This is a genomic window from Amycolatopsis sp. CA-128772 (assembly GCF_002904295.1).
Classification (GTDB): Bacteria; Actinomycetota; Actinomycetes; order Mycobacteriales; family Pseudonocardiaceae; genus Amycolatopsis.
The window spans coordinates 117,521-130,098 of the sequence record NZ_PPHG01000077.1 but is presented as its reverse complement, the minus strand read 5'-3'; the positions used below and the strand labels follow the sequence as shown (position 1 = coordinate 130,098).

17 protein-coding genes are annotated in these 12,578 nt (G+C 70.4%); 8 read left to right on the top strand and 9 right to left on the bottom strand.

Annotated features, from left to right (window positions below; genetic code table 11):
• Nucleotides 1–15: 15 nt before the first annotated feature.
• From C2L59_RS31175 to C2L59_RS31165, 3 genes are all read right to left on the bottom strand, one after another.
• The gene (locus tag C2L59_RS31175) at nt 16–1,014 is read right to left on the bottom strand and encodes a GlxA family transcriptional regulator (protein WP_103353105.1); all 999 of its coding nucleotides are present in this window, start codon (nt 1,012–1,014) and stop codon (nt 16–18) included.
• A 196-nt stretch (nt 1,015–1,210) separates the two neighbouring features.
• Nucleotides 1,211–1,960 carry an SDR family oxidoreductase gene (locus C2L59_RS31170; protein ID WP_103353104.1) on the bottom strand — a complete coding sequence of 250 codons (750 nt, stop codon included), beginning with the start codon at nt 1,958–1,960 and terminating at the stop codon, nt 1,211–1,213.
• Nucleotides 1,957–2,808, bottom strand: coding sequence for an NAD(P)-dependent oxidoreductase (locus C2L59_RS31165; protein ID WP_233223783.1), 852 nt, complete (start codon nt 2,806–2,808; stop codon nt 1,957–1,959). Before C2L59_RS31165 ends, C2L59_RS31170 begins: the two co-directional genes overlap by 4 nt.
• Before the next feature lie 82 nt (nt 2,809–2,890).
• Here C2L59_RS31165 and C2L59_RS31160 point away from each other — a divergent pair, with 82 nt between their 5' ends.
• Nucleotides 2,891–3,256, top strand: a complete 366-nt coding sequence (locus C2L59_RS31160) for a helix-turn-helix domain-containing protein (RefSeq protein WP_199199337.1) — start codon at nt 2,891–2,893, stop codon at nt 3,254–3,256.
• Between the two features lie 33 nt (nt 3,257–3,289).
• On the opposite strand, the gene C2L59_RS48275 is transcribed toward C2L59_RS31160, so the two are convergent.
• Together C2L59_RS48275 and C2L59_RS48270 are read right to left on the bottom strand one after the other, a co-directional pair.
• Entirely contained in the window at nt 3,290–3,481 is a 192-nt protein-coding gene (locus C2L59_RS48275; RefSeq protein ID WP_199199336.1) for a hypothetical protein, read from the bottom strand.
• A 46-nt stretch (nt 3,482–3,527) separates the two neighbouring features.
• Nucleotides 3,528–3,731: a hypothetical protein gene (locus C2L59_RS48270; RefSeq protein ID WP_199199335.1), complete on the bottom strand. Its 204-nt coding sequence runs from the start codon at nt 3,729–3,731 to the stop codon at nt 3,528–3,530.
• Between the two features lie 173 nt (nt 3,732–3,904).
• Here C2L59_RS48270 and C2L59_RS49910 point away from each other — a divergent pair, with 173 nt between their 5' ends.
• Nucleotides 3,905–4,027: a hypothetical protein gene (locus tag C2L59_RS49910; protein ID WP_255410317.1), complete on the top strand. Its 123-nt coding sequence runs from the start codon at nt 3,905–3,907 to the stop codon at nt 4,025–4,027.
• On the opposite strand, the gene C2L59_RS31145 is transcribed toward C2L59_RS49910, so the two are convergent.
• On the bottom strand, nt 4,017–4,580 hold the full coding sequence (locus C2L59_RS31145; RefSeq protein ID WP_103353102.1) for a flavodoxin family protein: 564 nt from the start codon (nt 4,578–4,580) through the stop codon (nt 4,017–4,019). The genes C2L59_RS49910 and C2L59_RS31145 overlap by 11 nt on opposite strands.
• A gap of 78 nt (nt 4,581–4,658) precedes the next feature.
• Here C2L59_RS31145 and C2L59_RS31140 point away from each other — a divergent pair, with 78 nt between their 5' ends.
• The 6 genes from C2L59_RS31140 (at nt 4,659) to C2L59_RS31115 (ending at nt 9,650) form a co-directional block, all read left to right on the top strand.
• A complete protein-coding gene (locus C2L59_RS31140; protein ID WP_103353101.1) occupies nt 4,659–5,075 on the top strand; it encodes a MarR family winged helix-turn-helix transcriptional regulator in 417 nt (138 codons plus the stop codon).
• Between the two features lie 55 nt (nt 5,076–5,130).
• Nucleotides 5,131–5,928: an SRPBCC family protein gene (locus tag C2L59_RS31135; RefSeq protein ID WP_103353100.1), complete on the top strand. Its 798-nt coding sequence runs from the start codon at nt 5,131–5,133 to the stop codon at nt 5,926–5,928.
• A gap of 34 nt (nt 5,929–5,962) precedes the next feature.
• Nucleotides 5,963–7,066, top strand: coding sequence for a sensor histidine kinase (locus tag C2L59_RS31130; protein WP_103353099.1), 1,104 nt, complete (start codon nt 5,963–5,965; stop codon nt 7,064–7,066).
• A complete protein-coding gene (locus tag C2L59_RS31125; RefSeq protein WP_103353098.1) occupies nt 7,063–7,713 on the top strand; it encodes a response regulator transcription factor in 651 nt (216 codons plus the stop codon). The genes C2L59_RS31130 and C2L59_RS31125 overlap by 4 nt, the downstream gene beginning before the upstream one ends.
• A gap of 84 nt (nt 7,714–7,797) precedes the next feature.
• The gene (locus tag C2L59_RS31120) at nt 7,798–9,435 is read left to right on the top strand and encodes an acyl-CoA carboxylase subunit beta (protein WP_103353097.1); all 1,638 of its coding nucleotides are present in this window, start codon (nt 7,798–7,800) and stop codon (nt 9,433–9,435) included.
• Nucleotides 9,432–9,650 (top strand): acyl-CoA carboxylase subunit epsilon, encoded by a 219-nt coding sequence (locus C2L59_RS31115; RefSeq protein WP_103353096.1) that lies wholly within the window; start codon nt 9,432–9,434, stop codon nt 9,648–9,650. Before C2L59_RS31120 ends, C2L59_RS31115 begins: the two co-directional genes overlap by 4 nt.
• On the opposite strand, the gene C2L59_RS31110 is transcribed toward C2L59_RS31115, so the two are convergent.
• The 3 genes from C2L59_RS31110 to C2L59_RS31100 form a co-directional block, all read right to left on the bottom strand.
• Nucleotides 9,641–10,099 carry a MarR family winged helix-turn-helix transcriptional regulator gene (locus C2L59_RS31110; RefSeq protein ID WP_103353095.1) on the bottom strand — a complete coding sequence of 153 codons (459 nt, stop codon included), beginning with the start codon at nt 10,097–10,099 and terminating at the stop codon, nt 9,641–9,643. The two genes, C2L59_RS31115 and C2L59_RS31110, sit on opposite strands and share 10 nt — an antisense overlap.
• A 4-nt stretch (nt 10,100–10,103) precedes the next feature.
• The gene (locus C2L59_RS31105; RefSeq protein ID WP_103353094.1) at nt 10,104–10,994 is read right to left on the bottom strand and encodes an LLM class flavin-dependent oxidoreductase; all 891 of its coding nucleotides are present in this window, start codon (nt 10,992–10,994) and stop codon (nt 10,104–10,106) included.
• 156 nt (nt 10,995–11,150) lie between these two features.
• The gene (locus tag C2L59_RS31100; RefSeq protein ID WP_158263121.1) at nt 11,151–12,428 is read right to left on the bottom strand and encodes a RelA/SpoT domain-containing protein; all 1,278 of its coding nucleotides are present in this window, start codon (nt 12,426–12,428) and stop codon (nt 11,151–11,153) included.
• Nucleotides 12,429–12,578: the final 150 nt, after the last annotated feature.

The following is a 12,578-nucleotide window of genomic DNA, read 5'->3' as shown; positions in this document are numbered from 1 at the left end:
GACGCTAGCCGGATTTCAGCCCGCTTGGATAGCGAGTTCGCCGCGGAACGTCGCACGGTATGCACTCGGCGAAACCGCGAGGGCCGCCTGGAAGTGCTGGCGCAGCGACGCCGCCGTGCCGAACCCGGCCTCGGTGGCGACGCGGTCGACCGGCAGGTCGGTCTCCTCGAGGAGCTGGCGGGCGCGCTCGACCCGTTGCTGCGTCAGCCATTGCAGGGCCGAGACACCGACCTCGTCGCGGAAGCGGCGGGTGAAGGTGCGCGTGCTCATCGCCTCGCGGGCGGCGAGCTCGCGCAGGGTCAGCGGCCGGTGCAGGTTCTCCAGCGCCCACGCCCGCGCTGCCTTGGTCGACGACGTGCGGGGTTCGGGCACCGGACGGCGGACGAACTGGGCTTGGCCGCCTTCGCGATGCGGGGACACCACCGTGCCGCGGGCGACCTCGTTGGCCACGGCCGTGCCGTGGTCGCGGCGGATCATGTGCAGCACCAGGTCGATGCCGGCGGCGACGCCCGCGGACGTCAGGACGTCGCCGTCGTCGGTGTAGAGGACGCACGGGTCGACGTCGACCTCGGGGAACCGGTCCTGCAGCTCTTCGGCCGAGCGCCAGTGGGTGGTGGCCGGGCGGCCGTCGAGCAGGCCGGCCGCCGCGAGCACGAACGCGCCCGTGCAGATGGACGCGATCCGCGCGCCCTCCGGGATGAGGTCGAGTGCGGCCTTGAGCGGTGGGGTCAGCACGCGCGCCATCGGCTCGTACTCGGCCAGGGACGCGAGGACGATCACCGTGTCGGCCTCGGCGATCACCTCGGGGCCGCGGTCGACCGGGATGGTGACGTCGGAGTCGGTGCGCACCGGGCCGGGCTCGGGTGTACAGGTCACGACCTCGTACAGCGGCTCCCCCGCCGCCGAGCGCGCCTGGCCGAACAGCCGGTGAACGATGCCGAGCTCCATCACGAGCATGCCGTGGCGGACCACGACGGCGACGTGGTGGCGGTCGGGGTGCGCGAATTCGGCCATGGCTCGATTCTTGCACACGTTGACCATCGGGCCACTCGAGCGAGCCAGGCGGCCGGGTGAGTCCGCCGAGGCGCGGGACCACCTTCGCGACCGGTTACGGACGCTGGAACCGCCGCCCGATCCCGTTCCGCACGCAGCACGGCGGCGAAGGCGCCCCGACCGCGCGCCCGGCGTCACCGGCCTGCCCGCGTGCACCTCACGCCGGCAGGGTGAGGCGCTGGCCGAGACCGCCGTCCACGGGAAGGTCGGCGCCGGTGGTGAACGTCGCTTCGAAGGCCAGGAACAGCACCGCCGCCGCGACCTCCTCCGGGGTGGCGTGGCGCTTCAGCGGCGTGATCTCGTCGCCGATCGCCTTGAACTCCGCCAGGACCGCGTCCGGCACGCCGGTCACGCCCATCGTCGGGGTGTCGGTGTAGCCGGGGCTGACCACGTTGACCCGGATCCCGCGCGGCGCCAGCTCGGCCGCGTACGTGCGGGCGAACGACCGCACCGCCGCCTTCGCCGCCGAATACAGGCCCATCCCGGCGATCCCGGCCCCGGCCGCGACCGACGTCGTGAACACGAACGAACCACCGGAGCGGACCAGCGGGGCCAGCTTCCGCGCCGTGAAGTACGCGCCCTTGGTGTTGACGTCGAACGTGCGGTCGTACAGCTCGGGCGTCGCGTCCTCGTACGGCGTCAGCGTCGAGAACCCGACGTTGACGAACACCAGGTCCAGCTCGCCGAGCGTGTCCGCGGCCACCGCACCCAGCTCCTCGACGTCGGCCAGGCGGGCCGCGTCCGACGACAGCAGGTGCGCCTGACCCGGCAGCGTCCCGGCCAGCGGCGATACGTCCCGTCCGGTCAGCAGCACCTCCGCGCCGCCGTCGAGCAGCGCGCGCACCACCGCCAGGCCCATGCCGTGCGTGCCGCCGGTGACGACGACCTTCTTGCCCGCGTACTTCACCGGATCTCCTCGATGACGCTGGCGATCGCGTGCGAGCCGTGGCCCGCCGCGACCGCGCGGTCGAACAATTCCTTCAGCGCGGCGGGCACGTCTGTCCCGATCCCCTGTGCGCGGCTCGTCTCCACCAGCAACGCGAGCCCCGCGGCGTTGATGTCCAACGCGGACACGTCGGTGGCGTAGTCGCCGCTGCCGACCTGGGCGCCGATGCCGGGCAGGAACCCGCCGACCGCCGCGTGCCACGCGGACGCCATCGGCGTGAACTGCTCCGGCGTGACGCCCTCGGTCCCGACCAGCGCCAGCGCGTGCAGGTAGCCGCCCATCGCCGACCACATCATGCCGAGCAGCGCCAGGTCGTACAGCGCCGCCAGCCCGGCGTCCCCGCCGAGGAACACCGGCTCCCCCAGCACTTCCAGCACCCCGCGCTGCGCCTCGAACACCGGTTCCTGGCCGCTGTAGAGGATCCGCGCGCCCGGCGTCCCGATTCCCTGCGGCACGGCCATGATCACGCCGTCCACGTAGTCGATTCCCGCCGAAGCGGCCCACTTCGCGGTTTCGCGGGCCTGCTCGGGCGTCCCGGACGTGAGGTTGACGAGCACCTTCGGCGACGCCGCCTCCAGCACCGGCCGCTGGATGTCGTATGTGGACAGACAGCTGATGACGACGTCCGCCGCGGCCGCCTCATCGGGCGTGGCCGCGAGCCGGGCGCCGCGGTCGAGCAACGGCCCGGCCTTGAGCGGCGACCGGTTCCACACCGTGACGTCGTGCCCCGCCCCCAGGAGCGCCTCGGCGAGGGCGGCGCCCATCCGCCCCAGGCCGAGCACGCTCACGTGTTTATTGCTTTCTCCCATGGGATCCATGCTGCTGGCGCGCTTTACACTGGACAAGTACCGACTAATAAGTCAGGTACCCACCGAAACGTAAGGATCCTGCATGCAGCCAAGAACGTACCGCTGCGGACTGGACGCGGCCGTCGACGTGATCGGCGGCCGCTGGAAGGCCCTGATCCTCTGGGCGCTGCACGCCGAGCCGCTGCGGTTCGGCGAGCTGAAGCGGAAGGTGGCCGGCATCAGCGAAAAAATGCTGATCCAGGCCCTGCGGGAACTGGAGGCGGACGAGCTCGTGCACCGCGAGGTGTTCCACGAGATCCCGCCGAAGGTCGAGTACTCGCTGACGGAGCTGGGTCAGCGGCTGAACACGGCGTTGCTGCCGCTGGGCGACTGGGGCGAGGAGAACATGGCGGGGATCGCGAAGCGCCGCGGCGTCACGCCGGCACCTCCGCATACGGCTTCAACGTGATCGCATTCCCCGCCTTGAGCGGCAGTTCTTCGATCACCTTGCGCCACGGCAGGTGACGATCCGCCGCTGCTGCCCGACGTCGCGGTGGTCGTAGTCCAGCCGGTCGGAGCCGAACCAGAACAGCGCCTTGGCCTCGGTGTTGTCCTTCGCGCTGTAGACGCCGACGGTCCGGTTCGGCTCGTTGTAGAACCGGCCGGCGCGGTCGAGGCCGAGGTGGTTCGGCACGGTGCAGATCGAGACGTGGTAGCCCAGGTCGTGCCGGTACCGGGACTCATCGCCGAAGACGTACTCGACGCCGTCGCGCGTCGCGTCGCGTCGCGTCGCACAGGATCCGCGCGAGGTCGCCGCGGAGGACTTCGAGCTCGCCGCTCTGGTAGGTCGCCGGCGTGACCACCAGCGGCCGGTCCTCACTGTCCACATAGGTCACATCGCCCATCCGGGTCGCCGCCGCCTCGACCGCGCGCAGCAGGTCCATCCGCTCGAAGACCTGCAGCGACGCAACGCGGAAGTCGACCGCGTAGCCGCCGTCACGCAGTTCGGGAGCGCGTTCGACGACGGTCGGCGTGCAGCCGTACCGGGAATGGGGCGAGGCGCCGGCGAAGACGCTGCCTCGACGACGGCAGCGACGCGGCCCGGGCCACCGGCACGGTGCACCAGGCCCTGCTCTCGGGCGTGATGCTCCAGTGGCTGATCGGCCCGGACCACGCCCCCTCGGCCGCCGACCTGGTCCGCGGCCTGCGCCTGCTCGCGACGGACGTCCTTACGCTGTAACCAGGTCCGCGCCGGCGAAGAAGGTCTCCGCGGCCGTCATCGCGTCGGTGTCCAGCAGCACGTCGCCCGGGCGGCTGCCGTTGCCGAGCAGCACGCCGCCCCACCGCATGCCCAGGTACTCCGCGCACAGCTCCAACGTGCCGATCAGCGGCTGGGCCTCGCGCGCGGTCTCGCTCAGCACGCTCACTCCCCACAGCGCCTTACCGCGCATCCGCGGCTTGAATTCGACCGGCAGGCGCATCCAGCCCGACCAGTAGTCCAGGTAGAGCTTCACGCTCGCCGCCACCGAATACCAGTACACCGGCGACACGATCACGATGTCGGTCGCCGCGAACGTCGCGTCCATCAGGAGCCGCTCGTTCTCGCCCGGCTCGGGGTGCGAACCCGCGCCGTGACGGCGGTCCTCGAACGGTGGCAGCGGCACCTCCGGCAGCCGGATCCACCGCTGGGCCACGTCCTTGGGCAGCTCCCTCGCCGCCCGCCGGGCCAGCATCTCGGTGTTGCCGCCGGCCCGCGCGGCGCCGACCAGGAACAGGAAGCTGCGGTCGCTCATGTCCGAACCCCTCCAGATATTTGCATGTACATATAAATACTGGCCCTGGACTATCCTGACGTCAAGAGGAGGCCCGAGATGACCGTCGACGCGCAGGCCTGGGGCCGCGTTCTCGTGCTGCACGCCCGGATCGAGCAGGAACTCGCGAAAGCCCTGCAGCGGCGCCACGGGCTCGGGCTGTCCGAGTACCGCGCGCTCGGCAAGCTGGCCGCGGGTCCGCGCGGCGGCCTGCGGATGCAGGAGCTCGCCGAGGCGATCGGCCTCAACCAGAGCTCGGTCAGCCGGATGTGCGCCCGGCTCGAAGACGCCGGCCTGACCGTCCGCGACCTGTGCGAGGACGACCGCCGCGGCGTCTACTCGGTGATCACCGACGCCGGCCGCCGGCGCTACGCGGAAACAGAACCGACGTACACCACCGTCCTGCAGACCGCGCTCGACAAGGCCGCGAGCGACCCCGAACTCGCCACCGCGGTCACCGCCGTCCGCGGCGCTTGACCTGAATATGCCCCGGTGGTTATATACCGGCACAGGCAATCCACGGGAGGACGCCGTGTCCGGACGAGCGACGCTGCAGACCGCCGACGAACGCCCCGCGCTCCGGCTGGAACGCCGGTTGAAGCACGCACCGGAGAAGGTGTGGCGGGCGATCACGGACCCGGCCGAGCTCGCGCACTGGTTCCCCGCGCGGGTCGACGTCGAGCTGCGGGCCGGCGGCGCGATCCGGTTCACTTTCCCCGGCGAGGACAGCACGACGACCGGGCGGGTGATCACCGCCGACCCGCCCCGCGAGTTCACCTTCGTCTGGAACGACGACACCCTGCGCTGGCTGATCGCCCCCGACGGCGACGGCAGCCTCCTGCGGTTCACCCACACGTTCGGCCGCGGCGACCCGGCGATCGCGAAGCTGGCGGCGGGCCGGACCGCGGCCGGCTGGGACGTCTGCCTCGACGCGCTGGACGCCCGCCTCGCCGGTCGCACGGCCGGACAGCCGCGGGAATGGCACGGGCGGATGGCGTCCTATGTGGAGCAGTTCGGCCTCGACGACGGCGAAGTCCTCGGTGACGGCACGATCCGCTTCCGCCGCGACCTCGGCTGGAAACCCCTGGACGAGCTCCGCCCGCTGCTCCCCGGCGAACCCGGCTGGCAGCTGGTCCACGACCCCCGCGAAGGCACCCGTGTCGAGTTCACCGAAGCGGCCGGGGACGACGTCCCGGCGCAGCTGGCCCGCCGGCACGAGCAGGTCGACAAGCTGTTCGCCGCCACCCACGGCGTCGACCTGCCGGACTGGCCACCCGACCGCGTCGAAGCCGTGAAGAAGCACTACGCGGAGCATCCGACCTCGGGTTGACGCGCGGACGGGAAGCCGGCATTACGTTCGGTTCATGCGCATTCGCGTGGTCCTGGACGTGCTGGCCGTCCTGGCGCTGACCCTGGGCGCCGGCGGCAACCTGGCCGCGGGCGCGTGGTCACTGCCACCGTGGTCGCCGGGCTGGCTCGGCTGGACAATCCTGCTGGTGAGCGTGGCCCCGATCGTCCTGCGCCGCTGGTCACCCCGTCCGGCTTACATCCTGTCCCTGGTGGCGACGGCGGCAGCGGTCCCGATCGGCGGCCCGGTACTGGCGATCGCGGTGGTCTCGGCCGGCTGCGCGCTGTACACGTTCGTCGTCCACCGCGGGAGCCGAGCCTCGCGGGCCGGCTTCGCGGCCGGCCTGATCGGCATCGGCCTGGTCGGGGTGGCGGTACCGAACCCGAGCACGGCGACCACGGTGAACTTCGGCGCCTCGGCCCTGATCGTCGGCTTCGCGCTGGGCATAGCGGTCCACGGCCGCCGCGAGCACGCGGCGATCGAGCGCGAAAACCACGCCCAGCAAGCGGTTTCGGCGGAACGCTTGCGCATCGCCCGCGAGATGCACGACGTCGTGGCGCACAGCATGAGCTTGATCGCGGTGAAGGCGGCGGTGGGCAACCACGTGGCCCTGGAGCAGCCGGACCAGGCCCGCGACGCCCTCCGGGTCATCGAAGACACCAGCCGCGAGACGCTGGCGGAGCTGCGACGCATGCTCGGCGTCCTCCGCGACGGAACGGGCGTCCCGGCCCTGGCACCGGCCCCGACCCTGGATGACCTGCGGGCGTTGGCCGAGCGGGCCCAGCAGGCGGGCCCGGCGGTCGACCTGGCCATCGACGGCCTCACGGAGCTACCCGGCGGTGTCGGCCAGTCGGTGTACCGGATAGTCCAGGAAGCGTTGACGAACGTGGTGAAGCACGCAGCCGCGACAACGTGCCGGATCCGCGTGCGGGGAACGGACGGCGAGGTGACGATCGAGGTGACCGACAACGGCCGAGGCGGCGAGGCACGCCCGGGCCACGGCCTGATCGGAATGCGCGAGCGAGTAGCGGTCTACAACGGCGAATTCTCGGCGGCCGCAGGGGACAAGGGGTTCCGCGTCTTCGCCAGCCTCCCGTACGAAACGGCGGCGACGAGGTGACCCGCGTCCTGATAGCCGACGACCAGGCCCTGTTGAGAGGAAGCTTCCGGGTCCTGGTCGACAGCGCCCCGGACCTGGAGGTGGTGGGGGAAGCATCGGACGGGGTGGAGGCGGTGGCCCTCACCAGGCGGGAGCACCCGGACGTGGTCCTGATGGACGTCCGCATGCCGGAGATGGACGGAATCGAGGCAACCCGCAGGATCTGCGCGGAGACCCCGGTGAAGGTCCTGATGCTGACCACGTTCGACCTGGACGAGTACGTGTACGCGGCCTTGCGAGCAGGAGCAAGCGGCTTCCTCCTGAAGGACACCCGCCCGTCGGACCTCCTGTCGGCAATAGAGGTAGTGGCCTCGGGCGACGCCCTGCTGGCCCCCTCGGTGACAAGACGCCTGGTGGCCGAGTTCGCCAGGCTCCCCTCCGGCCCGGTGACGAGGCTGGCCGGGGTGACGGCGAGGGAGCAGGAGGTCCTGGCCCTGATCGCCCGGGGCTTGTCGAACGACGGGATAGCCCAACGCCTCCACGTCGGAATCGCCACGGTGAAGACCCACATCGGCCGCCTGCTCCACAAACTGGCGGCCAGGGACCGAGCCCAGCTGGTGATAGCGGCCTACGAGTCAGGCTTGGTCCGGCCGACGGCCGCAGATTGAAGCGAGGGTCGGCCACCCGCAGAGTCCCGAGGACGTTGCCTACGCCACACGCGAAGTGACCGACAAGTAGTTAAGCTCCCGGGAATGAGCAGTGCGACGGAGCCGCTCGGGACGCCGCCCGAGGACGAACCGGACATTCACACCACGGCCGGCAAGCTCGCCGACCTCTATCGCCGCTATGACGAAGCAGTGCACGCCGGCTCGGCCCGTGCGGTGGAGAAACAGCACGCCAAGGGCAAGAAGACCGCCCGCGAGCGCATCGAGCTGCTGCTCGACGAGAACTCCTTCGTCGAGCTCGACGAGCTGGCCCGGCACCGCTCGACCAACTTCGGCCAGGAGAAGAACCGCCCGTACGGCGACGGCGTCGTCACCGGCTACGGCACGGTCGACGGCCGCCCGGTGTGCGTGTTCAGCCAGGACGTGACCGTCTTCGGCGGCAGCCTCGGCGAGGTCTACGGCGAGAAGATCGTCAAGGTGATGGACCTGGCCATCAAGACCGGCCGGCCGATCATCGGCATCAACGAGGGCGGCGGCGCGCGCATCCAGGAGGGTGTCGTCTCGCTCGGCCTCTACGGCGAGATCTTCAACCGGAACGTCAAGGCGTCCGGCGTCATCCCGCAGATTTCGCTGATCATGGGCGCGAACGCGGGCGGGCACGTCTACTCCCCCGCGCTGACCGACTTCGTCGTGATGGTCGACGAGACCTCGCAGATGTTCATCACCGGCCCGGACGTCGTGAAGACGGTCACCGGCGAGGACGTCACCTTCGAGGAGCTCGGTGGCGGCCGCACGCACAACACGAAGTCCGGCGTCGCGCACTACCTGGGCTCCGACGACGAAGACGCCATCGCCTACGTCAAGGAACTGCTCTCCTACCTGCCGCAGAACAACCTGTCCGACGCGCCGGCGTTCGAGCCACCGGCCGACCGGCCCGGCTTCTTCGAGGACGTCACCGACGCCGACCGCGAGCTCGACACGATCATCCCGGACTCGCCGAACACCCCGTACGACATGCACGAGGTGATCACCCGCGTCGTCGACGACGGCGACTTCCTCGAGGTCCACGAGCTGTTCGCGCCGAACATCATCGTCGGCTTCGGCCGGGTCGACGGGCACAGCGTCGGCGTGGTGGCCAACCAGCCGACGCAGTTCGCCGGCTGCCTCGACATCGACGCCTCCGAAAAGGCCGCGCGGTTCGTCCGCACCTGCGACGCGTTCAACATCCCGGTGCTCACCTTCGTCGACGTCCCGGGCTTCCTCCCGGGCACCGACCAGGAGTGGAACGGCATCATCCGCCGCGGCGCGAAGCTGATCTACGCCTACGCGGAGGCGACCGTCCCGCTGGTCACGGTGATCACGCGCAAGGCGTACGGCGGCGCGTACGACGTCATGGGGTCCAAGCACCTCGGCGCCGACCTCAACCTGGCCTGGCCCACCGCGCAGGTCGCGGTGATGGGCGCGCAGGGCGCGGCGAACATCGTCCACCGCAAGACCCTGGCGAAGGCGGCGGCCGACGGCCAGGACGTCGACGCGCTGCGGGCCGAGCTGATCCAGGAGTACGAGGACACGCTGCTCAACCCGTACGCGGCCGCCGAGCGCGGGTACGTCGACTCGGTGATCGTGCCGGCGCACACCCGCGGGCACGTCGCCCGGGCGCTGACCCTGCTGCGGAACAAGCGGGAATCGCTGCCGCCCAAGAAGCACGGGAACATCCCGCTGTGAGCGAGCAGCGTCCCCTGCTGAGGGTGGTCCGAGGAAACCCGAGCGACGCCGAGCTGGCGGCGCTGACGGCGGTCGTCGCCGCGGCGTCGGCCGCGAAGGCGCCGGAGAAGCCGAAGCCGCGTACGTCGTGGTGGGGCGATCACGCCACTTCGCTGCACAAGCCGCTTCACCCCGGTGAAGACGCTTGGCGCGCTTCGGGTTTGCCTCAGGGCTGAAGGGCGTCGAGGAAGACCGTCGGGGCTTCGTTCTCGCGCACGATCGTGCCGAGCAGCGCTCCGAGCCGGTCGCGCTCGGCCGGGCTCAGCGTTGTGGCCAGGTCGTCGACCCGGCGGCACGTCGCCGCGTAGAAGTCCTCCGCGAGGTCACGGCCTTCCACGGTCAGCAGGACGTGCACGGCCCGGCGGTCGTCCGGGTCGGGCTCGCGGCGGACGAGCCCGCGCCGGACCGCGCGGTCGACCAGCCCGGTGAGGCTCGACTTTTCCAGGCCGAGCGTCGCGCCGAGGTCGCCCATGCCGTACGGCCGGGCCATCAGCACGCACAGCAGCTGTCCCTGCTGAACGGTGAGCCCGTACTCGCGGGCGGACTCGGCGTAGACGGCGTTCACCAGGAACGACGCCCGCACGAGCCCGGCCACCACACCGAGGTCCGCCCCGCTCTTCCCCATCCGGTCAGCCTACGGCTTCCCGCACCGCGGGCACGATTTCCCCGGCCCACCGCGCGGCCGCCGTCCGGTCGGGCGTGCTGCCGCCGGGCCCGAAGAGCACGAACCCGGCGGCGTCGTGCTCCAGCACGGCGCCGGTGAGTTCCTCGATCCACTGCTCCGGCGCCCCGCCGATCCAGCGGCCGTCGTCGGCGCGGGTCCGGCTCAGCGGCTCCGCGGTGATCCGGCCGGGGAAGTTGTAGACGGTGGCGATCTCGGCGGGGTCCCGCCCGGCGTCGGCGGCGGCCTTGTCGATCACCGGCCGCGAGGTCCGGTACCGCTCGCTGAGCCAGTCGGCGGCGTGCCCGGGCATCCACCCGTCGGCCACCCGCCCGGTGACGGCGAGGGACTTCGGCCCGACGGACCCGGTCCACACCGGCGGCACCTCCTCCGCCGCCGGTTCCAGGTCGGTGACCTGGTGGAACTCGCCGTCGAAGGTGACCGGCGCGCCGCCCCCGCCGAGCAGTTTCACCAGCCGGATGCCCTCTTCGAAGGCCCGGACGGCCTGCCCCGGCGTCAGCTTGGGGAAGCCGAGCCGCGCAATGTCGTCCCACAGCCCCCCGACACCCATGCCGAGCACGATCCGGCCGCCGGTCAGCGCGGAGAGCGAGGTGATGGTGCGGGCGAGCATCGACGCGGGCCGCGTCGGCAGGTTCGTGACGCTGACCAGGCCGGAGATCCGTTCGGTGCGGCCCAGCAGAACGCCGAGTTCGGCGTACGCGTCAAGCCGGTCGGCGTGGTACGGGTGATCCGAGACGGTGATGAGGTCGAGCCCGCTCCGGTCGGCCTGGCCGGCCAGCTGCAGGGTCTCGGGGACGGCGGTGACCGCCGTGGACACGCCGATGCCGAAGTGCACCATGGTTGCTCCCAGTTTTAGTTCGCACTACGAACTGACTATACATAGTTCTTACCACGAACTTCTTCGGCCAGGGTAGGGTCAGCTATACCACGTGGTACTCCTCTAAGATTCGAAGCAGGCTCCGCCGCGGGACCTCAACCACTGAGGCGAACCGGTCTAGGCGTCGGGATAAAGCCGGCGGAGTTCGGCGATGATTCGCTCGAGCAGATCCGAAGCGTCGCTCACGATGGCCAGGTCAGGCGGCTCGATGCCGTGCACCAGCTGGTTCCTCAGCCGCCGGAGGTTGTCGGCTTCTTTGAAGATCCTGGCGTTGTCCGGCCACCTGTCGGCAAGGCGCCTCAGGACCAACCCGACCGGCTGACCGGCTCCGTCATCGAGGCGCCGCACCAAGACCTCAAGCTCGGCCCAAAGCCTGAGGAACCGGCCGATCTGCTGGTCCAGGCTCGAACTTTCCGACGCACCGTGGGGGCCACGACCGTACGACTCCGCACGGACGGACCGGAACACGTCGTAACGAGCCGCATCTTCGGCCAGCAAGGCGTCGACCACCTGCTCGGCAAGAGGACGCATCTCGACGTTGCCGTGCAGGTCCTCCAAATAAGGCTTGAGCGCCTTCGGCGTGGCTTTGCCCAGGCGAACGAGAAGGTCGAACAGCAGGTCGACCCGACCGAGGCCCCAGTCATGGACTTCCTTGTCCGCCAGAACGGTTTTGGCCCGATCGAGCAGGTGGACTGTGAGCTCGTAGTGGTTGACGAACTGCCTTCCCTCCTGCGCCACCCGAGACTCGCCCGCCGCCTGAAGCCGCTCCAGCGCGATCTCTCCGGCCAGCACCAGTCCGTTCAACTGATCCAGGATGGCGAGTTCCTCGGTCGACAGAGCGCCCTCGAGCGGTTTGTAGACGAGATCGTGTTCGACTTCGGCCCAGCCGTGCATCAAGACAGAGGCGACCTGCACCTCCACCCTGGCTCCCGCGTACCGGCGGTCCGGTTCGCCCAGCTCGGATTCCTTGAGCTGCACCCGGTGGTGTGTTGCCTTGTAGCCCGAGAAGCGCTTCACGTAGCGCGGTTCGCCCTCGTCGGTCGCTTGCTTCTCCTCACGAGGGAACCGCTTGGCGGGCTCCAGCCGGTGGAACGACCGGGATATCTCCGCGTCTACCTGCTCCTCTTCGGCCGGGAAATAGAGCGCGACGCGGACGCCGGCCAGGTCGGCGATATCGTTGTAGATGTCCTCGATGGACGAGTACGGCTTGTCGAGGGCGCGTTTCCGGCACTTGTCGGCCAAGCGCGAGACCGACTTGGCCCGAGAGGTGACCATGCACCGGACGCCCGCCGTCCGCAGGTTCTCCTCCAGGATCTCCGCGACCAAGCGGGCGGCGTGCGAGTAGTAGTCGTACTCCTTGACGTAGCGAGCTACGAACTCCCCGACCAGATCCACGAACAACCTCCCCCTCGAGCCAGCCCCGCCGCCGGATTCCATCGCCTGCGTCCCGTCCGGGCCGGGCGCGACACAGTACCAGCCCGCCGGACAGCCGCCGTTCACCAAGCGCACACGCACGGTTACCCCATCGGGAGTAGACCACCCCTA

Excerpts from the sequence above, each read along its gene's own strand:
- C2L59_RS31120 (WP_103353097.1), top strand. The coding sequence starts at position 7,798 with ATGAGCAGTGCGACGGAGCCGCTCGGGACGCCGCCCGAGGACGAACCG.
- C2L59_RS31140 (WP_103353101.1), top strand. The coding sequence starts at position 4,659 with ATGACCGTCGACGCGCAGGCCTGGGGCCGCGTTCTCGTGCTGCACGCC.
- C2L59_RS31165 (WP_233223783.1), bottom strand. The coding sequence starts at position 2,808 with ATGGGAGAAAGCAATAAACACGTGAGCGTGCTCGGCCTGGGGCGGATG.
- C2L59_RS31105 (WP_103353094.1), bottom strand. The coding sequence starts at position 10,994 with ATGGTGCACTTCGGCATCGGCGTGTCCACGGCGGTCACCGCCGTCCCC.
- C2L59_RS31145 (WP_103353102.1), bottom strand. The coding sequence starts at position 4,580 with ATGAGCGACCGCAGCTTCCTGTTCCTGGTCGGCGCCGCGCGGGCCGGC.
- C2L59_RS31160 (WP_199199337.1), top strand. The coding sequence starts at position 2,891 with ATGCAGCCAAGAACGTACCGCTGCGGACTGGACGCGGCCGTCGACGTG.
- C2L59_RS31175 (WP_103353105.1), bottom strand. The coding sequence starts at position 1,014 with ATGGCCGAATTCGCGCACCCCGACCGCCACCACGTCGCCGTCGTGGTC.
- C2L59_RS48270 (WP_199199335.1), bottom strand. The coding sequence starts at position 3,731 with ATGGACCTGCTGCGCGCGGTCGAGGCGGCGGCGACCCGGATGGGCGAT.
- C2L59_RS31130 (WP_103353099.1), top strand. The coding sequence starts at position 5,963 with ATGCGCATTCGCGTGGTCCTGGACGTGCTGGCCGTCCTGGCGCTGACC.
- C2L59_RS31110 (WP_103353095.1), bottom strand. The coding sequence starts at position 10,099 with ATGGGGAAGAGCGGGGCGGACCTCGGTGTGGTGGCCGGGCTCGTGCGG.